This window comes from Anaeromyxobacter sp. Red801, from assembly GCF_049201065.2.
Lineage (GTDB): Bacteria > Myxococcota > Myxococcia > Myxococcales > Anaeromyxobacteraceae > Anaeromyxobacter.
Genome location: NZ_CM181236.1, coordinates 3,192,541 through 3,210,226 on the forward strand (window position 1 = coordinate 3,192,541; position 17,686 = coordinate 3,210,226).

The 17,686-nt window shown below is 71.1% G+C and carries 18 protein-coding genes; 10 read left to right on the top strand and 8 right to left on the bottom strand.

Features of this window, described 5'->3' with window-relative positions; all coding sequences use genetic code 11:
- Positions 1–18 precede the first annotated feature (18 nt).
- On the top strand, positions 19–603 hold the full coding sequence (locus ACOQFB_RS14730) for an outer membrane beta-barrel protein (RefSeq protein WP_059439445.1): 585 nt from the start codon (positions 19–21) through the stop codon (positions 601–603).
- Here the strand turns inward: ACOQFB_RS14730 and ACOQFB_RS14735 are convergent.
- The 8 genes from ACOQFB_RS14735 to ACOQFB_RS14770 all read right to left on the bottom strand — a co-directional run bounded on the left by ACOQFB_RS14735 (position 575) and on the right by ACOQFB_RS14770 (position 8,970).
- Positions 575–2,116, bottom strand: a complete 1,542-nt coding sequence (locus tag ACOQFB_RS14735) for a hypothetical protein (RefSeq protein ID WP_421609741.1) — start codon at positions 2,114–2,116, stop codon at positions 575–577. The genes ACOQFB_RS14730 and ACOQFB_RS14735 overlap by 29 nt on opposite strands.
- Before the next feature lie 76 nt (positions 2,117–2,192).
- Complete coding sequence (locus ACOQFB_RS14740) at positions 2,193–2,912, bottom strand: NuoI/complex I 23 kDa subunit family protein (protein ID WP_012525341.1); 720 nt, start codon at positions 2,910–2,912, stop codon at positions 2,193–2,195.
- A 4-nt stretch (positions 2,913–2,916) separates the two neighbouring features.
- The gene (locus ACOQFB_RS14745) at positions 2,917–4,281 is read right to left on the bottom strand and encodes a complex I subunit 1/NuoH family protein (protein WP_237758056.1); all 1,365 of its coding nucleotides are present in this window, start codon (positions 4,279–4,281) and stop codon (positions 2,917–2,919) included.
- A 30-nt stretch (positions 4,282–4,311) separates the two neighbouring features.
- A complete protein-coding gene (locus ACOQFB_RS14750) occupies positions 4,312–6,063 on the bottom strand; it encodes an NADH-quinone oxidoreductase subunit G (protein WP_421609742.1) in 1,752 nt (583 codons plus the stop codon).
- Positions 6,064–6,095: 32 nt separating this feature from the next.
- Positions 6,096–7,388, bottom strand: coding sequence for an NADH-quinone oxidoreductase subunit D (locus ACOQFB_RS14755; RefSeq protein ID WP_059438529.1), 1,293 nt, complete (start codon positions 7,386–7,388; stop codon positions 6,096–6,098).
- An 85-nt stretch (positions 7,389–7,473) separates the two neighbouring features.
- The gene (locus tag ACOQFB_RS14760) at positions 7,474–8,001 is read right to left on the bottom strand and encodes an NADH-quinone oxidoreductase subunit C (protein ID WP_059438530.1); all 528 of its coding nucleotides are present in this window, start codon (positions 7,999–8,001) and stop codon (positions 7,474–7,476) included.
- 14 nt (positions 8,002–8,015) lie between these two features.
- Entirely contained in the window at positions 8,016–8,564 is a 549-nt protein-coding gene (locus tag ACOQFB_RS14765; RefSeq protein WP_059438531.1) for an NADH-quinone oxidoreductase subunit B, read from the bottom strand.
- A 16-nt stretch (positions 8,565–8,580) separates the two neighbouring features.
- Complete coding sequence (locus tag ACOQFB_RS14770; protein WP_011421622.1) at positions 8,581–8,970, bottom strand: NADH-quinone oxidoreductase subunit A; 390 nt, start codon at positions 8,968–8,970, stop codon at positions 8,581–8,583.
- A 160-nt stretch (positions 8,971–9,130) separates the two neighbouring features.
- Here ACOQFB_RS14770 and ACOQFB_RS14775 point away from each other — a divergent pair, with 160 nt between their 5' ends.
- The 9 genes from ACOQFB_RS14775 (at position 9,131) to ACOQFB_RS14815 (ending at position 17,678) form a co-directional block, all read left to right on the top strand.
- Entirely contained in the window at positions 9,131–9,568 is a 438-nt protein-coding gene (locus ACOQFB_RS14775) for an NADH-quinone oxidoreductase subunit A (protein ID WP_059438532.1), read from the top strand.
- 82 nt (positions 9,569–9,650) lie between these two features.
- Positions 9,651–10,172, top strand: coding sequence for an NADH-quinone oxidoreductase subunit B (locus ACOQFB_RS14780; RefSeq protein WP_011421624.1), 522 nt, complete (start codon positions 9,651–9,653; stop codon positions 10,170–10,172).
- 111 nt (positions 10,173–10,283) lie between these two features.
- Entirely contained in the window at positions 10,284–10,874 is a 591-nt protein-coding gene (locus ACOQFB_RS14785) for an NADH-quinone oxidoreductase subunit C (protein WP_059438533.1), read from the top strand.
- 9 nt (positions 10,875–10,883) lie between these two features.
- Complete coding sequence (locus tag ACOQFB_RS14790; RefSeq protein WP_011421626.1) at positions 10,884–12,023, top strand: NADH-quinone oxidoreductase subunit D; 1,140 nt, start codon at positions 10,884–10,886, stop codon at positions 12,021–12,023.
- Positions 12,020–13,414, top strand: a complete 1,395-nt coding sequence (locus ACOQFB_RS14795) for a complex I subunit 1/NuoH family protein (RefSeq protein WP_059438534.1) — start codon at positions 12,020–12,022, stop codon at positions 13,412–13,414. The genes ACOQFB_RS14790 and ACOQFB_RS14795 overlap by 4 nt, the downstream gene beginning before the upstream one ends.
- A gap of 13 nt (positions 13,415–13,427) precedes the next feature.
- Complete coding sequence (locus ACOQFB_RS14800) at positions 13,428–14,234, top strand: 4Fe-4S binding protein (RefSeq protein ID WP_421609743.1); 807 nt, start codon at positions 13,428–13,430, stop codon at positions 14,232–14,234.
- Positions 14,235–14,242: 8 nt separating this feature from the next.
- Complete coding sequence (locus tag ACOQFB_RS14805) at positions 14,243–14,878, top strand: NADH-quinone oxidoreductase subunit J family protein (protein ID WP_421609744.1); 636 nt, start codon at positions 14,243–14,245, stop codon at positions 14,876–14,878.
- 16 nt (positions 14,879–14,894) lie between these two features.
- Positions 14,895–15,203 carry an NADH-quinone oxidoreductase subunit NuoK gene (gene nuoK, locus ACOQFB_RS14810; protein WP_011421630.1) on the top strand — a complete coding sequence of 103 codons (309 nt, stop codon included), beginning with the start codon at positions 14,895–14,897 and terminating at the stop codon, positions 15,201–15,203.
- A 3-nt stretch (positions 15,204–15,206) separates the two neighbouring features.
- Positions 15,207–17,678 carry a proton-conducting transporter transmembrane domain-containing protein gene (locus ACOQFB_RS14815; protein WP_421609745.1) on the top strand — a complete coding sequence of 824 codons (2,472 nt, stop codon included), beginning with the start codon at positions 15,207–15,209 and terminating at the stop codon, positions 17,676–17,678.
- Positions 17,679–17,686: the final 8 nt, after the last annotated feature.

Genomic DNA, 17,686 nt, shown 5'->3' on the forward strand with positions numbered 1-17,686 from the left:
CACGATCAGGAGAACATGATGAGCTCGGCTCCCCGCCTCGCAACCCTCGCCCTCGCCGCGCTGCTCGCGCTGCCGGGCGTCGCCTCCGCGCAGTCCCGGTACTCGTCGCAGCCGTCCATGCGGCTCGGCGGCCTCATCGGCTTCGACTCGGGCGACCTCGACGGCCTCGCCCTCCGCCTCGACGGCGAGCTGGACCTCCAGCGCATCTCGCCGAACGTGACGCTGGTCGGCGTCGGCTCGGTCGGCTGGTCGCACCTCTCCGACGACCTCGGCTACGGCTACGACGTGACCAACGACGTGTTCACGATCATGCCGGCGGCCCGCCTCGCGGTGGCCCTCGCCCCGCAGGTCGGCGTCTACGGCGACCTGGGCCTCGGCCTGTACCACGCGTCGCTCGAGGTGGACGTGCCGGATCCGTTCACCGGCCTCCGCCGCACGGTGGACGACTCGGCCACCGGCCTGGCGATGCGCATCGGCGCCGGCGCGTACTTCAACATCGCCCCGAAGGTCCGCCTGGTCGGCGAGATCGCGCTGCACCCGTACTTCGGCGACTACGACGACGACACGTTCACCTTCATGGTGGGCGCGACGTTCGGCCTGTAGCACCCGCGGGGCTCGAGGGCGGCGCGGGCGCGAGGACGTCCACCGTCCCGCGCCGCTCCAGCACCCGCACCGGCCAGAGGCGGAAGTCGCGCAGCGCGCGCTCCGCCTCGGCCTCCTTCCCCCGCACCCTGCAGATCCGCAGCGCCTCGCGCGGCGTCCCGGCCCAGTCCGACACCGTCGGGTTGGCGCGGTGCGCGAGCCCGTGGACGGGCGCGTCGAGGCCGCGCGCGTGCGCGGTCCAGGCGACGTGCCACACGGCCGGCCACACCGACCAGTAGTCGCCGGTGATCAGGCGGCAGCGCGCCGCGAGCACGTCGGCCGTCCAGCGCCCCGCCGCCGCGTCCAGGTCGGCGCGCACGCGCGCGAGCGAGGGCGGGCCGGCCACGGCCAGCGCCGCCGCCGGGACCAGCGCCAGCGCGACCGCGCGGGCGAGCGGCCCCTCCCGCAGCGCGCGCGCCACCGGATCCGCCAGCAGCGACACCGCCGCGAGGTGGACCAGCACCGCCGCGGGCGCGAGGTAGCGCCAGTGGAACGCGTTCACCTCGACCCAGCGCAGCACGCCGGCGGCCAGCGCGTAGGCGAGCGCCGCGAGGCAGAGCGCGGCCGCGCGGAGCACGGCCGCCCGCGCGTGCGGCCGCGCCGCGGGCCAGGCGAGCTGCGCCAGGACGCCCGCCGCGGCGCACGCGCCGAGCGCCGCCGGCCACCGCCCCGACGCCTCCCAGGCGCGCCCCAGCAGCGCCGCCCAGGCCCGCGGCCACTCGTGCGCCGGCAGCGTGCCGAGCGGCAGCCGGAGCGGGTTGCCGGTGAGGACCGGGTAGAGCCGGATCACGACCTGGCCCGCCCCGAGCCCGGCGGCGAGCAGCGCCACCTCGGTGCCGAGGCGCAGCCGGAGCGCGGGCCGGCTCGCGCCCTGCGCGAGCTCCACCGCGGCGCGGGCGGCCGCCAGCGGGAGGAGCACCAGGCCCACCGCCGCGTTCACCCAGTGCGCGGCCAGGCACAGCGCGAGCCCGGCGGCGATCCGGCCCTTCCCGGGCAGCGCCGGCGCGAGGCGGTCCGGGTCGGGGCGCGGCTCGGCGGCGGCGAGGCCGGCGAGCGCCAGCGCCAGCGAGAGCCCGTAGGGCTGGCTCCAGAGGTACTCGAACAGCCACGGCGCCGGCGCGGCGGCGAGGAGCGCCGCGGCCGCGAGCGCGCCGGCGAGCCGCCAGCGCGCCCCGAGCGCGTGGCGGGCGAGCAGCACCACCGCCGCGAGGCCGGCCAGGCCCAGCAGCGCGCGCTGCAGCAGCAGGTTCCAGAGCGGATCGCGGACCGGGAGGGCGAGCAGCGGGACGAGCATCCCGTACCGCTCCTGGTCCCAGTAGAACGGCGTCCAGCGCTGCAGCGAGACCAGCACCGGGACGATCGAGTCGCCGTCCTCCAGCCGGTGCAGGCCCCCCAGGTCGAGCAGCGCCGCCGCGGCGGCGAGCGCCGCGAGGGTGGCGAGCGCGGCCCGCGCCCTGGTGATCGCCCGCGTCACGGCGCCTCCCTCCCGGACGCACGAAGGCCCCGCCGCCGGAGCCGGCGGGCGGGGCCTCGGCACGCCCGGGCCGGGCCTACTTCCGGGCCGCCTGGGCCCGGTCCCTGGCCTCGGCCGCGAGCGCCCGCACCGAGAAGCCCGGCGTCTGGCTGGCCTCGTCGGTCGCGACCGTCGGGAACGGCTTCGCGCGCGCGCGCATCTCCTCGAGCTTGTCGGGCGGGATGGAGGGCGAGCCGCGGCGCAGCCAGGGGTCGTACTGGTACGACACCGGGGGACCGCGGAGCAGCCGCTTCTCGTCCCAGATCTGCGCCGAGCGCTCGTACGACGGCGGCGTGTGCTCGCCGGAGTCCATGCGGATGGCGTCCTTCGGGCACGCCTCCACGCAGAAGCCGCAGACGATGCAGCGCAGCTCGTCGATCACGAACTTCGCGGGGTACTTCTCGACCGGGTCGTCCGGGTACTCGGCGGCCTCGATGTAGATGCACTGCGCCGGGCAGATGGTCGCGCACATGTAGCAGGCGACGCAGCGGGGCTTTCCGTCCTCGCGCGGCACCAGCCGGTGCAGCCCGCGGTAGGCCGGCGCGTAGGGCGCCCGCTCCTCGGGGTACTGCAGCGTGACGTTGTCCGAGTGCCCGAAGCCCCCGCGCTTGCGGGCGAGGATGTCCGGGTTCGCGTCGCGCGAGAAGAACAGGTTCTTCAGGAAGTGCTTCGTGATCGTGCCGATGCCCCGGATGATCTCCGGGAAGTACATCGACTCGCGCAGGTCCGGCGGGCGGTTCTCGAGCTGGTAGGGCATGGCGTCAGTGTCCGGCGGCGGCGTGGGCGGCGCCGTGCCCCGCCGCGGGGGCGGGCGCGCGGCCGACCGCGGCGGTGAGGACGGCGATGACGACGATGGTGAGGACGCCGATCCAGGCCAGCAGCTGGCCGCTCGGGTCGAGCAGCAGGGCGGCGCCGGTCACGAAGACGTTCACGAGGGCGGCCGGGAGCAGCAGCTTCCAGCACAGCTTCTGGATCTGGTCGAAGCGGAAGCGCGGCAGCAGCCAGCGGATGGTGAGCTGCAGCCACATCATGACGATCATCTTCGCGATGAACGCCCCGGCGCCGACGGCCGCGAACCAGAACGGCGTCAGGTTCTGGCGCAGCCAGCCCTCGAACAGGATGGGGTGCCAGCCGCCCAGGAACACGGCGGTGATCACGCCCGCGAGCACCACGATCTCGGCGAACTCGGCCAGGAACAGCAGGCCGAACTTCATGCCGGAGTACTCGACGAAGTAGCCGACGATCTCGCTCTCGCCCTCGGGGAGGTCGAACGGCGCGCGCTTGGTCTCGGCGAAGGCGCTGGCGAAGAAGATGAGGAAGCCGATGGGCTGCAGCAGCAGGCCGAGCGCCGGCACCGGGCCGAGCACCGGGTTCCCCTGCGCCACCACCATCTCCTCCAGGCGGAGCGTCCGGTAGGCGATCATCGTGCCGACCAGCGACAGGCCCAGCGAGACCTCGTAGCTGATCATCTGCGAGGAGGCGCGGACGCCGCCGAGCAGGGCCAGCTTGTTGTTGGACGCCCACCCGGCCAGCGCGGTGCCGTACACCTGGAGCGAGGCGATCGCGAACAGGTACAGCAGGCCGGTGTCGGTGCGCGAGACCTGCAGCGCGATCTGCTCGACCGCGCCCGCGGCGGCGGCGCCCGCCAGGCCCGGGATCTGGTTCAGCTCGATCCCCTGCCCCACCGGGATGATCGCGAACAGCGCGAACACCGGCGCGAAGGCCAGCATGGGCGCGAGCTCGTAGAGCACCCGGGTGCGCCCGGTGGTCTCGATGCGCTCCTTGGTGAGCATCTTGAGCGCGTCGGCGGCGAGGAACGGGATGCCGCCCAGCGCCGAGCCGAACACCTTGATGCGGTTCGCGCCGATGCGGTTCTGGATGAGCGCCGACCACTTGCGCTCGGCCACCGTGAGCAGCGACGCGCTGATCATCAGGACCACGAGCAGCAGCGTGAGGACGTTCGCCACCGAGGCGCCGTAGTACACGGCCGGGCGGGACACGCCCGGCGACCCGCTGATCCAGCCGGCCAGGGCGTTGAAGCCCCAGCCCAGCCACCCGGCCGCCAGGTAGAACCCGGCCGACAGCAGGACCAGGCCGGCCAGCGTCGCCGCGATGACGAGGAGCATTCCGAAGAATCGGTTCACCGGCTCTCCCTCCTACGACGTGCGCGACATCGCGCGGCGGTAATCCTCGGTGGTCTCGGACGGCACGCGGTCGCGGTTGCCCGACAGGCGGCCGTCCACGGTCCCGGCGGCGAGCGGCACGATCCCGAGCCGCTTGCCGGTGGACGCCAGCGAGTCCCAGGCGAAGTCGCCCAGCGCGGCCCCGAGCTGCGGCCCGAGCGCCGCGAACACCTCGCGGCCGCTCGCGAACGCGAGCGGGAGGCCCAGCGCGGCCCCGAGCTCGGCGGCGAGCGCCCAGTGCGGCCGCGACTCGCCCTTCGGGAAGTACGCCATCTCGAAGCGCTGCGCCCGCCCCTCGAAGTTGACGAACGTGCCGTCCATCTCCGAGTGCGGCGAGGCGGGCAGGAGCACGGTGGCGTGCTGCGCGAGCGCCGTGTCGCCGTACGACTGCGCCACGACCTCGAGCGCGCCGAGCTTCTCGGCGGCCTTCGCGTCCGGCACCTCGGTGCCGACCGCCCAGAGCGCCTTCACCTTGCCGGCGCCGGCGGCGGCGACCAGGTCCGCGAACGGCCGGACGGCGAGGCCGTACGCCGCCGCGGCGAGCTCCAGCCCCTTGCGGTTGGGGTTCTCGTCGGCGCGCTTCAGGAAGTCGTCCTGCCAGCCGTCGGCGCGGCCGCCGGCGTAGACCTCGGCGACCTTGAGCCCCTCCTTCGCGACCTTGCAGGCCACCAGGAGGTCCTCGAGCGACGCCACCGGCGAGAGCAGCACCGCGAGCGAGCCCGCCGCGACGTGCGGCAGCAGCACCTCGGCGGCGCGCCGCGGCGCGACCTTGCGCGGGAGCGGCTGCGCGTTCGCGCCCCGGCCCTCGCGCGCCACCAGCACGCGGCCGGCGTTCAGGTACTTGTAGGAGGTGCGACCGTCGTCGCACATCCACTCCTCGTTCACGGCGTCGTTCTCGCGCGGGCGGTAGCGGTAGGTGACGTCGTTCAGGTAGTCGAGGAACGTGTTGCAGCCGCGGGCGCAGCCGGTGCAGATCGAGCGGGCCGAGCTCATGAACCAGACGCGGCCGCGGAAGCGGAAGTCGGTCGAGGTGAGCGCGCCCACCGGGCAGATGTCCACCACGTTGCCGGCGTACTTGTCGTCGAGCGGCTGGCCGGGGAACGTGGTGATGAAGCTCTCGTTGCCGCGCTGGGCGACGCCGAGCTGCGGGTTCTCGGCCACCTCGCGCATGAAGCGGACGCAGCGCGTGCAGAGGATGCAGCGCTCCTGGTCCAGCGTCACGGTGGGCCCGAGCTCGACGCGCTTGCCCTTCATGACCTTCGGCACGTCCAGCCGCGAGGGCTGCCGGTCGTAGGCCATGTAGTAGTCCTGCAGCTTGCACTCGCCGGCCTGGTCGCAGATGGAGCAGTCGACCGGGTGGTTGAGCAGCAGGAACTCGAGCGTGGCGCGCTGCTGGTCCTTCACGCGCGGCGTGTCGGTCTTCACCGTCACGCCCTCGGCCACCGGCATCTGGCAGGCCGGCATGAGCTTGCCGCCGGGCGCGTTCGACATCTCCACCAGGCACATCCGGCAGTTGGCCGCGATGCTGAGGCGCTTGTGGTAGCAGTAGTACGGGATGTCGATCCCGACCGCCTTGGCCGCCTCGATGACGGTCGTGCCGGGCTTCACCACGACTTCCTTGCCGTCCACGATCGCGGTCACGAAGCCGGGGTTCTTCGGCGGCGGCGGGGCCGGGGGGCCGGGCGGCTTGGGCGGCGCGGCGTCGGGCTTCTTCTCTTCGGCCATGCGAGGCTCCTGGTTCCGGTTCCCGGGCGAGGCTACTGCTCCACCTCGCCGCCGATCATGTTGATGCTGTCGAAGGTGGGGATGAGGTCGGACAGCAGCGAACCCTTGGTCATCACCGGCAGGGCGGCCAGCATGGGCCAGCCCGGCGCGCGCAGGCCGAGCTTGTAGGGGCGGCCCCCGCCGTCGGAGACGACGTAGAAGCCCAGCTCGCCGTTCGCGGCCTCGGTGTAGCTGTACACCTCGCCGGCGGGGATCTTGATCCCCTCCATCACCAGCTTGAAGTGCGCCATCACGCCCTCGATGGTGCCGTACACGAGCGGCTTGGGCGGCAGCGCGTAGCGGAAGTCCTGGACGATGATCTCGCCGGGCGCCATCTGCTCGAAGCACTGGCGGACGATCTTGTCCGACTGCCGCATCTCCTCCATGCGCATCAGGTAGCGGTCGAAGTTGTCGCCGTTCGAGCCCACCGGGATGTCGAAGTCGAGCCGGTCGTAGACCAGGTACGGCGCCGCCTTGCGCACGTCGTAGGGCTCGCCGGAGGCGCGCAGGCACGGGCCGGTGAAGCCCAGCTCGAGCGCGTCCTCGCGCGACACCTTGCCCGTGTTGCGGCAGCGGTCGATGAAGATGCGGTTGCGGTTGAGGAGCTGGCCGATCTCCTCGCGGATCGCGACCACGCGGTCCATCACCTTCAGCGTCTTCTCCTGCCAGCCCTCGGGCATGTCGCGCGCCACGCCGCCGATGCGCGCGTAGTTCGAGGTGAGCCGCGCGCCGCACAGCTCGGCGAGGCGGTCCCAGAGCAGGTCGCGGGCCTCGATGCCGTAGAGGAACACGGTCATCGCGCCGAGCTCCATCGCCATCGCGCCCACCAGCGTGAGGTGGTCGCAGATGCGGTGGATCTCGCTGGTGATGACGCGCAGGTACTTGGCGCGCTCGGGGACGTCGAGCTTGGCGAGCTTCTCGACCGCCAGCGCGAACCCCACGTTGTTCATGATCGAGCTGACGTAGTTGAGCCGGTCGGTGTACGGGAACACCTGGCCCCAGGTCACGTTCTCGCAGCTCTTCTCGAAGCCGCGGTGGAGGAAGCCGATGTCCAGCTTCATCTCCTCGATGATCTCGCCGTTCAGCTCCACCACGGCGCGGGTCACCCCGTGCATGGCCGGGTGCGACGGGCCGAGGTTGATGACCATGTGCTTCGACGGCATGGGCGCGTAGAGCTCGCCCTCGCCCGCCGGGGCCAGCGTCCCCACGGGCGGCCGCTCGCCGGCGCCGGCGCTGCCCGGCGTCGCCCGCGGATCGATGCCTCCGACTCCCTTCGCCTCGCTCATCTCGTCCTCCGCGCGCCCGGTCCTTCCGGAGGGGCGCCCGCCGCCACCGCGCGAGCGCGCGGCCCGGCGGCGTGGAAAGAAACGGCTAGTCGCGCGACGCGGGCCCGGGCCCGCGGAAGATGTCGTGCACCTCGCGCTCGGCGACCAGCGGCTGCCGACCGCGCAGCGGGTAGTCCTTGCGGAGCGGGTGCCCCTCGAACTCGTCGTACATCAGCAGCCGGCGCATGTCCGGGTGCCCGGAGAACGGGATCCCGTACATGTCCCAGCAGTAGCGCTCGAACCAGTCGGCGCCGCGCCACAGCGACGTGACCGACGGCACCACGCCCTCGGGCCCCTCGGGGACCTTCACGCGCAGGCGCACGCGCTTGTTGTGCACGGTCGAGAGCAGGTTGTAGACGACCTCGAAGCGCGGCGTGGCGCCGAGGTAGTCCACCGCCGTGATGTACGGCGCCATGTTGAAGGCGAGCGCCGGGTCCTCCTTCAGGAACCGGCACACGTCGACGATCCGGCTCCGCTCCACGAACGCGCAGTCGTCGCCGCCGACACCCTCGTACGGGGCGTGGACGGCATCCGGGAAGCGCTCGACGAGCGCGGCGATCACGGCCTTGGACATGAGGGTCCTCGCGCCTACCGGCCGGCGCCGCCCGCGATCACCGGGAGCGGCTTGCGGTCGATGAGCTTGTGCGACTGGTTCTGGATCTTCTTCTGGAGCAGCATGATGCCGTCGAGCACCTGCTCCGGCCGCGGCGGGCAGCCCGGCACGTAGACGTCCACCGGGATGATGCGGTCGATGCCCTGCACCGTCGCGTAGTTGTCGTAGAAGCCGCCGGAGCTGGCGCAGACGCCGAACGCCATCACCCACTTCGGATCGGCCATCTGCTCGTAGACGCGCCGGAGGATGGGCGCCTGCTTGCAGTTCACGGTGCCCACGACCATCAGCAGGTCGGCCTGGCGCGGCGAGAACCGCGGCATGGCCGCGCCGAAGCGGTCCGAGTCGTACCGCGCCGAGGCCATGGTCATGTACTCCATGCCACAGCAGGCGGTGACGAACGGATAGGTGAACAGCGAGTACTTTCGCGCCCAGCCGAGGCTCTTCGAGACGAGGCCCTGGAGGAACCCCTCCGCCTCCTCCCGGCGCGTGGCGATGACGGGCAGCCCGTCGAGCTCCGATGCCATGTGCGGTCGCTCCTCTCTAATCCGCCCAGTCGAGGACGCCCTTCTTCCAGACGTAGACGAGGCCCGCGACCAGGGTGAAGACGAAGATCCCCATCGAGATGAACCCGGGCCAGCCGAGGCCGGGGTAGCCCTGGCCGTCGGGCAGCAGCAGCACGGCCCACGGGTAGAGGAAGATCGCCTCGATGTCGAACACGATGAAGAGCAGCGCCACGACGTAGAACTTCACGCCGAACCGCTCGCGCGCGGAGCCGATCGGCTCCGACCCGCACTCGAACGGGGTCTGCTTCACCAGGCTGGGTCTGCGCGGTCCGAGCACGTTGGCCAGACCGAGCATCGTGAAGGCGAGAACGACCGCCACCAGCAGGACTACGCCGATCGGGAAGTAGATCTGCAGGGGTGTCAGCATAGGTGGGTACTGGTCGGGGTGGGGAGCCCGTTAAGTGCCCGCCCCAATGGCCTTTGTCAACGGGTTTCCACCCCTTGACATCAGGTTCCCCTTCTGTAGACTCCGCCCGCCTGTTTCCCTAGATTTGCCGACAGGATAGGTCCACAAAGGGTCGCCAGCCATGGGCTTCGATTTCGGTACCGTACTCGTCTTCGCGGTGGTCGCCGTCGGGTTCGCGCTCGGTGGAATCGCGGCATCTCGCGCACTGGGTCCGAAGTGGCCCAACCCCGAGAAGGCATCCATCTATGAGTGCGGCGAACGCCCCGTCGGGGTGGCGTGGTTCAACTTCAACCCGCGCTTCTACCTGGTCGCCCTGGTGTTCCTCGTCTTCGAGGTGGACATCGCCCTGACCTTCCCGGTCGTGGCGGTCTTCAAGGGCTGGGTGGCCGGGGGGCCGGGCATGGCCTGGGTGGCCTTCTTCGAGCTCCTGGTCTTCACCGGCATCCTGGTGGTCGGCCTGGCCTGGGCCTGGGCGCACGGCGACCTCGAGTGGATCAAGACGCTGGGCACGCCGAGCGAGGAGGCGCCTGCCCGGGCCGAGCCGCGCCGAGCCGCCTGACGGAACAACTCGGGCTGTACCGGCGGTTCATCGACTGATCGCGGTCAAACGCAGGACGCGCAAGGCAGGAGGCGGTTCGCACATGGCGGCACGCATGGACCCGGGGATCGGCGGCGAGGTCACGCTGCTCCACACGAGCCAGCTGGACAACCTCATCAACCTCGCGCGCGCGAGCTCGCTCTACTACCTGACGTTCGGCCTCGCCTGCTGCGGCATCGAGCTGATGCAGACCGGCGGCCCGCGCGCCGACCTGATGCGCTTCGGCGCGATCCCCCGCGCCTCCCCGCGCCAGGCCGACTTCATGATCGTGGCCGGCACGCTCACCTACAAGATGGCCGAGCGCGCCCGCCTGCTCTACGACCAGATGCCCGAGCCCAAGTACGTCATCTCCATGGGCTCCTGCTCGAACTGCGGCGGCCTGTTCCAGCTCGGCTACTCGGTCTGCAAGGGCGTCGACAAGGTCATCCCGGTGGACGTCTACGTCCCGGGCTGCCCGCCGCGCCCCGAGGCGCTCACCGAAGGCCTCCTCCGGCTGCAGGAGATCGTCCGGAGCGAGCCCTGGTCCACCAAGCGCCGCCCGGCGGCGCAGGCGGAGGGTGCCTAGGGCGTTCCCGCCTGCCACTCGCATCTCGCTGACCGGCTGTTTCAGGACGGGGCGGGGCGGAACGCTCGGATGGGGCGTACCGCTTCGCCCTGTACCGTAGAAGAGGGACGAATGACGACTCATGAAATCCACGAGCGGCTGAAGGCGCGGTTCGGAGACGACGTCGGCCCGCTGTCCGAGCCGAAGATCGACGCGTTCTGCGTGGTGAAGGCGGAGCGGATCGTCGAGGTCTCCCGCTTCCTCGCCGCCGAGCCGGGGCTCGAGCTCGACTTCCTCGAGGACCTGACCGCGGTCGACTGGCCGAAGCGGAACGTGATCGAGGTCGTCTACCACCTGCTCTCGTACCGCCACCGCCACTCCATCGTGCTGAAGGTCGAGGCGGACCGCGCCGCGCCGGTGGTCCCGACCGTCGAGGGCGTCTGGAAGACGGCGAACTGGTTCGAGCGCGAGGTCTACGACCTGTTCGGCGTGACCTTCACCGGCCACCCGGACCTGCGCCGCCTGATGCTGCCCGACGACTGGGTGGGCCACCCGCTGCGCAAGGACTACCAGGAGGCGGGCGGCTGGCACGGCATCTCCAACGTCCGCGAGAACCCGCTCGTCGAGCTGAAGCGGCTCGACGACCAGCGCCGCGCCGAGGCCGCCGCGAAGGCGGCGCCGCCCGCCGCGCCCGACGCCGCCGCGGCCGCCCCCAAGGCGTAGGGAGACGACATGGAAAAGCTCATCCTCCGCCGCGTGGACCGCCAGAACGAGGAGATGATCCTCAACTTCGGCCCGCAGCACCCGTCCACCCACGGCGTCATCAACTTCCTGGTGGAGACCGACGGCGAGGTGCTGAAGCGCGCCACGCCGGACGTCGGCTACCTGCACCGCTCGATCGAGAAGATCGGCGAGCTGGTCGGGTACCCCGGCTTCATGCCGTACACCGACCGCGTGGACTACGTGGCGGCGATGTTCGCCAACGAGGGCTACGCCATCGCGGTCGAGCGGCTGCTCAAGATCGAGGTGCCGCAGCGGGCCCAGTGGCTGCGCGCCATCTCCTGCGAGCTGTGCCGCATCGCCTCCCACCTCGTCTCGGTGGGCACGATGGTCATGGACATCGGCGCGTTCACCCCGATGCTCCACGGCATCCGCGAGCGCGAGACCATCAACGACCTGCTCGAGGCGCTCTGCGGCGCGCGGCTGACCTACAACTACCACCGCATCGGCGGCGTCGCGTTCGACCTGCCGGAGGGCTGGCGGGACAAGGTCCTCCACTTCCTCGACCACTTCGACAAGTTCCTGGCCGAGTTCGACCGGCTGATCTCGTTCAACGAGATCTACGTGAAGCGCCTCGCGAACGTGGCCGTGATCCCGGGCCCGATGGCGATCAACTACGGCCTGGTCGGCCCGAACCTGCGCGGCTCCGGCGTGGACTGGGACGTGCGGCGCGACCTCCCCTACGGCGCCTACCCGAACTTCAAGTTCGACGTGCCGGTGGGCAAGGGCTTCTTCGGCACCGCCGGCGACTCGTTCGACCGGTACTACGTGCGCTGCCTGGAGATGGCCGAGTCCTCGAAGATCGTCCGCCAGGCGCTGGACTCGCTGCCCGAGGGCGAGATCACCGCGAAGGTGCCCCGCAACATCAAGCCGGAGGCGGGCGAGGCGCTCGGCCGCGTGGAGAGCGCCCGCGGCGAGCTGGCCTACTACGTGATCTCCGACGGCACCAACAAGGCGTACCGGGTGCGCGCCCGCACCGGCTCGTTCACCGCCATGTGCATCATCGAGGACATCTCGCGCGGCCTGATGGTCGCCGACCTGGTGGCCCTCATCTCGTCGCTCGACGTCGTCGCCCCGGAGATCGATCGATGAACGCCCCCGCCATCAAGAACCAGGACCTGAGCAAGGGGCCGGGCCGGACGGCCCGCGGCGTCGTGCTCGCGACGCTCGCGGTCGGCTTCGGCCTGCCGACGATCCTGCTCGCCGCGGTGCTGGTGCTCTCCCCGCTCTCCAAGCCCGCCATGCTCGCCGCCGCGCTCCGCGCCGCCGGGGTGGACGTCTCCGGCTGGTCGCAGACCGGCCAGTACGCGCTGTGGCTGGTGGCGATGGCGGTGCTGGCGCTGATCCTCGTGTCGTTCGGCGCGGTCATCTCCGGCATGACGGTGTGGTGGGAGATGCGGGTCAGCGCCCGCATGCAGAGCCGCATCGGCTACAACCGCGTGGGCGCCGCCGGCTTCTTCCAGTGGATCGCCGACGCGGTGAAGCTCCTCCTCAAGGAGGACCTCATCCCCGCCGACGCCGACCGGCTGCTGTTCCGCGCCGCCCCCTACTTCGTGCTGGTGGGCTTCGCGCTGGTCTTCGTCGCCCTGCCCTTCGGCGAGAGCCTCATCGCCGCCGACCTGAACGTCGGCATCTTCTACATCACCGCGGTCACCGCGCTGGTGGTGGTCGGCATCCTGGTGGCGGGCTGGTCCTCCAACTCCAAGTGGGCGCTGTTCGGCGGCATGCGGTCCGCCGCGCAGGTGATCTCCTACGAGATCCCGGCCGGCCTGGCGGTGATGGTGCCGGTGCTCATGTCCGGCACGCTCTCGATGCAGGGCATCATCCGCTCGCAGGGCGCCTGGCCGTGGGAGTGGCACGCACTCACCAACCCGTTCGCGCTGGTCGCGTTCGCGATCTTCTTCGTGGCGCAGCTCGCCGAGGGCAACCGCACCCCGTTCGACCTCCCCGAGGCCGAGTCGGAGCTGGTGGCCGGCTACCTCTCCGAGTACTCCGCCTTCCGGTTCGCGCTCTTCTTCCTGGTCGAGTTCGGCAACCTCTGGGTGATGTCGGCGATCAGCGTGACGCTGTTCTTCGGCGGCTGGCAGGTGCCGTTCGCCGGCCCCGCGGTGTTCGAGGCGGCGCGCGGCACCGGCGACCTCCCCGGCCTGGGCTGGTGGGGCCTGCAGCTCGCCTCGATGCTGGTCTTCGTCGCGAAGACGCTGGTGCTCCTCAACGTGGTGGTGTGGGTCCGCTGGACGCTCCCCCGCATCCGCGTCGACCAGATGATGAGCCTCTGCTGGAAGTACCTGGTCCCGTTCGCCTTCGTCTGCTTCGTCGCCACGCTGCTCTGGCAGATCCTGGTGGCGCGCGTCCCGGCCACGGCGCCGGTGGTGGGCGGCCTGATGCTCGTCGCGGCGGTCGTGGCGGGCTTCTCCTTCCTCCGCCTGACGCGGCGGAACATCTCCGCGGTCGGCGACCGCGTCGACTTCACCAACTGGTAAGGGGACCGGAACGATGCCTCAGACCGTCCGCGCGTACACCGGCGCCATCCGGGACACGGTGAAGTCCTTCTGGCACGGCCTCTCGATCACGCTCTCGTACCTCGCCCGCCGGCCGACCACGGTCCAGTACCCGGACCGCACGCCCATGCCGGTGCGCGACATGCTCCCGCCGCGCTACCGCGGGTTCCTCGAGGTGGACACCGGCATCTGCACCGGGTGCCAGGCCTGCGAGCGCGCCTGCCCGATCGGCTGCATCCAGATCTCGCTGGAGAAGGACGCGGCCAACCCGAAGCAGCGCGTCGTCACCCAGTTCGACATCGACGAGGCGAAGTGCATGTTCTGCGGCCTGTGCGTCGAGCCCTGCCCCACCGGCTCGATCCAGCACACCCGCGAGTTCGAGGGCACGCACAAGCACATCCGGAACCTGGTGTTCCGCTGGGCCGACCCGATGAACCCGTTCCCGGTCTACAAGGTGGACAAGAACGCGGAGTACTACCCGCGCGTCCCGCTGGGCTCGCTGGTGCGCCAGCGCCTCGAGACCATGGCCTGGGACCGGTCGGCGCCGCAGTTCCTGCCGCCGGAGCCGCCCAAGCCGGCCGAGGCGAAGCCCGCCGCGAAGGCGGCCCCGGCCGCGAAGCCCGCGCCGGCCGCCGGCGCCGCCGCTGCTGCCGCCCCGGCCCCCGCTGCCGCGGCCCCCGCCGCTCCCGCTCCGGCCAAGCCCGCCGCCCCTGCTCCCGCGGCCGCCGCCGCCCCCGCCGCGCCGGCCGCCGAGGCGCCGGCCGCGCCCGCGGCCCCCGCCGCCAACCCCGAGTCCAAGTGAGGCCGCCGATGGAATCCAAGGGAGGAAAGCTCACCACCTGGGCGGTCGCCACCGTCGCGGTGATCGCCTTCGTCGGCTACATGACCACCCAGGTGATCCGCCCCGCCGCGCTGGCCACGCCGCGCCCCGAGGCGGCCGGCCTGGGCCTGCCGGACGTGCTGTTCTACGTGCTCGCGGTCCTCACCGTGGCCGGGGCCGCCGGCGTCGCGCTCTCGCGCAACATCCTCTACAGCACCTTCGGCCTGCTGGTGGCGCTGCTCGGCGCGGGCGCGCTCTACGTGCTGCTCTCGGCGGACTTCGTCGCCGTCACCCAGCTGCTCATCTACATCGGCGGCGTGCTGGTGCTGATCCTGTTCGCGGTGATGCTCACCAACCGCATCACCGACATCAACGTCTCCAACACCAGCTTCGGCCTGTTCGGCGGGTTCCTGCTGTTCGTGGCCGGCGCGCCGGTGCTGCTGGCGGTCGCGCTGCTCACCCCGTGGCAGGCCGGGGCCCCCGCGCCGCTCGCCCCCACCACGCAGGCCATCGGCGACGCGTTCCTCTCGCGGTGGCTGCTGCCGTTCGAGGTGGCGTCGCTGGTGCTGCTCTCGACGCTCGTCGGGGCCATCGTCATCGCGCGCAAGGAGATCAAGGCCGACTGACCGGCCGGAGAACGCCATGCAGATCTCGCTCTCGCACTTCCTCGTCGTCGGCGCCCTGCTGTTCGCCTTCGGCATCGTGACCGTGGCCACCCGGCGCAACGCGGTCGGCGTCCTGATGGGCGTCGAGCTCATCCTGAACGGCGCCAACGTGAACTTCGTGGCCTTCAACCACTACTCGGGCGGCGGCGTCACCGGGCAGGTCTTCGCCCTGTTCGTCATCGTCCTGGCGGCGGCGGAGGCGGCGGTGGGCCTCGCCATCGTCCTGGCCATCTTCCAGACGTTCAAGACCATCGACGTCCGCGCCGCGGACCTGATGCGGGAGTAGCCGATGCACGAGACCGCTCACGAGCTCGGCCGGATCGCCGTCACGAACGTCGGCTACCTCTGGCTCATCCCGCTGTTCCCGCTCATCGGCGCGACCATCAACGCGCTGGTCGGCTGGAAGCTGCAGCAGCTGTTCGGGAAGAAGATCGTCCACCGCATCGCGGTGACCGCGATGTTCGCGGCCTTCGGGGTGGCGCTGGTCGCGTTCTCCCAGATGCTGCGCCTCCCCTCCGAGGAGCGCTTCCTCCAGGACACGCTCTGGAACCTGATGACCGCCGGGCGGATGACGGTGGACTTCGGGTTCGCGCTCGACCCGCTCTCGATGATGATGGTGCTCGTCATCACCGGGATCGGCTCGCTCATCCACGTCTTCTCCATCGGGTACATGCACGACGAGCCGTCGTACTGGCGGTTCTTCAGCTACCTGAACCTGTTCGTCTTCGCGATGTTGCTCCTGGTGATGGGCGACAACTTCGCGGTGATGTTCTTCGGGTGGGAGGGCGTCGGCCTCGCCTCGTACCTGCTCATCAGCTTCTGGTACACGGACCCGGAGAAGGCGAAGGCCGGCATGAAGGCCTTCGTGGCGAACCGCTTCGGCGACTTCGGCTTCCTGGCCGGCCTGTTCCTGCTGTTCTGGGCCCTGGGCGGCGCGTGGACGCCGCGGACCGGCAGCGGCCTGCGGAACAACGACTACCAGCCCATCGCCGAGCTGAACGCCACCGCCGGCGCCGCCACCGCCGCGCAGGCGCACGCGCTCGCCCCGGCCGTCCACGACGTGAAGGTCGGCCCCACCATGAGCTTCCGCGAGCTGCGGGATCAGGTGGTGATCGAGTCCACCGGCGTGAAGGAGCACCTGGCCGGCTCGACCATCTGGGGCGTCTCGCTCCTGACGCTGGTCTGCGTCCTCCTGTTCGTCGGCGCGATGGGCAAGAGCGCCCAGATCCCGCTCTACGTCTGGCTCCCGGACGCGATGGCGGGCCCGACGCCGGTCTCCGCCCTCATCCACGCCGCCACCATGGTGACGGCCGGCGTGTACATGGTGGCGCGCCTCAACTTCCTGTTCGCGCTCTCGCCGAGCGCGATGGGCTGGGTGGCGCTCATCGGCGCCGCGACCGCGATCTTCGCCGCGTCGATCGGTTTCTTCCAGTACGACATCAAGAAGGTCCTCGCCTACTCCACCGTCTCCCAGCTCGGCTTCATGTTCATCGGGGTCGGCGTGGGCGCGTACTGGGCCGGCGCGTACCACCTGCTCACGCACGCCTTCTTCAAGGCCACGCTGTTCCTCGGCTCCGGCTCGGTGATCCTCGGCTGCCACCACGAGCAGGACATGCGGAAGATGGGCGGGCTGAAGAAGCACATGCCCATCACGCGCTGGACCTACCTCGCGGCGTGCTGGGCCATCGCCGGCTTCCCGTGGATGAACGGCTTCTACTCGAAGGACGAGATCCTCTACAAGGCGTTCACCAGCGGGCACCTGGCGCTGTTCGGCGTGCCCACCCCGTGGCTCGGGCCGGCCATCTTCGTGGTCGGCATCGTCGCGGCGACCGGCACCAGCTTCTACATGTTCCGGTCCTACTACATGACGTTCACCGGCGAGTACCGCGGGAACGCCGGCCACCACGACGAGCACAACGAGGACCCGCACTCCGCCAGCGCCGCGGCCATGTCGCACCTGTCGGTCTCGGTCCACGCCTCGGACGGCGCGGTCCACGCCGACGGCCACGCGCATGGCCACGCCGCCCCGGCCCACGGCCACGCGGTCCACGCCCCGGCCGCCGCGGCGGCGACGGCGCACGCGCCGGCGCACGACGACCACGGCCACCACGGCGGCACGCCGCACGAGTCGCCCTGGACCGTCACCCTGGTCCTCTCGCTGCTCGCGCTCGGCTCCTTCTTCACGCTGTTCCTGGGCATCCCCATGGCCTGGACCGGCAAGGCGCCCATCCTCGAGCACTGGCTCGCGCCCGCGCTCACCGCGCAGGAGGGCGTGCCCTTCCAGCACCTGTCGCACTCCACCGAGTACATGTTCCAGGCGATCGGCGTGCTGGCCGGCGCGGTCGGCTGGTTCTTCGCGATGCTGCTGTTCAAGGACGCGAAGAGCGAGGTCCCGGCGCGGCTCAAGGAGCGCTTCCTGGGCGTCTGGACGGTCGTCTACGAGAAGTACTACGTGGACGAGCTGTACGCGGTCGCCGTCCTGAAGCCGTCGCTGAAGGTCGCGCAGGCCGCGTCCTGGTTCGACTCGAACGTGATCGACCGCCTGGTGCTGCTGACCGGCACGGTCACCCGCGTGGTCGCCAACCTCGACGGCGCCATCGACAAGTACCTCGTGGACGGCGCGGTGAACGCCGTCGCCAGCGTCACCCAGGAGTGCGGCCGGTACCTCCGCTCGCTCCAGACCGGCAAGGTCCAGACCTACCTGTACGGCGCGCTCGGCGGCGCGCTGGTGGTGGTCCTGCTCAACTTCCTCATCTCGTAGCAACCGGG

Bases quoted from the DNA above. Each gene is read 5' to 3' on its own strand.
- ACOQFB_RS14770 (WP_011421622.1), bottom strand. From the start codon at position 8,970: ATGCTGACACCCCTGCAGATCTACTTCCCGATCGGCGTAGTCCTGCTG.
- ACOQFB_RS14805 (WP_421609744.1), top strand. From the start codon at position 14,243: ATGGAATCCAAGGGAGGAAAGCTCACCACCTGGGCGGTCGCCACCGTC.
- ACOQFB_RS14740 (WP_012525341.1), bottom strand. From the start codon at position 2,912: ATGCCCTACCAGCTCGAGAACCGCCCGCCGGACCTGCGCGAGTCGATG.
- ACOQFB_RS14785 (WP_059438533.1), top strand. From the start codon at position 10,284: ATGACGACTCATGAAATCCACGAGCGGCTGAAGGCGCGGTTCGGAGAC.
- ACOQFB_RS14795 (WP_059438534.1), top strand. From the start codon at position 12,020: ATGAACGCCCCCGCCATCAAGAACCAGGACCTGAGCAAGGGGCCGGGC.
- ACOQFB_RS14815 (WP_421609745.1), top strand. From the start codon at position 15,207: ATGCACGAGACCGCTCACGAGCTCGGCCGGATCGCCGTCACGAACGTC.
- ACOQFB_RS14800 (WP_421609743.1), top strand. From the start codon at position 13,428: ATGCCTCAGACCGTCCGCGCGTACACCGGCGCCATCCGGGACACGGTG.
- ACOQFB_RS14760 (WP_059438530.1), bottom strand. From the start codon at position 8,001: ATGTCCAAGGCCGTGATCGCCGCGCTCGTCGAGCGCTTCCCGGATGCC.
- ACOQFB_RS14745 (WP_237758056.1), bottom strand. From the start codon at position 4,281: ATGCTCCTCGTCATCGCGGCGACGCTGGCCGGCCTGGTCCTGCTGTCG.
- ACOQFB_RS14755 (WP_059438529.1), bottom strand. From the start codon at position 7,388: ATGAGCGAGGCGAAGGGAGTCGGAGGCATCGATCCGCGGGCGACGCCG.
- ACOQFB_RS14780 (WP_011421624.1), top strand. From the start codon at position 9,651: ATGGCGGCACGCATGGACCCGGGGATCGGCGGCGAGGTCACGCTGCTC.
- ACOQFB_RS14775 (WP_059438532.1), top strand. From the start codon at position 9,131: ATGGGCTTCGATTTCGGTACCGTACTCGTCTTCGCGGTGGTCGCCGTC.
- ACOQFB_RS14750 (WP_421609742.1), bottom strand. From the start codon at position 6,063: ATGGCCGAAGAGAAGAAGCCCGACGCCGCGCCGCCCAAGCCGCCCGGC.
- ACOQFB_RS14730 (WP_059439445.1), top strand. From the start codon at position 19: ATGAGCTCGGCTCCCCGCCTCGCAACCCTCGCCCTCGCCGCGCTGCTC.
- nuoK (WP_011421630.1), top strand. From the start codon at position 14,895: ATGCAGATCTCGCTCTCGCACTTCCTCGTCGTCGGCGCCCTGCTGTTC.
- ACOQFB_RS14765 (WP_059438531.1), bottom strand. From the start codon at position 8,564: ATGGCATCGGAGCTCGACGGGCTGCCCGTCATCGCCACGCGCCGGGAG.
- ACOQFB_RS14790 (WP_011421626.1), top strand. From the start codon at position 10,884: ATGGAAAAGCTCATCCTCCGCCGCGTGGACCGCCAGAACGAGGAGATG.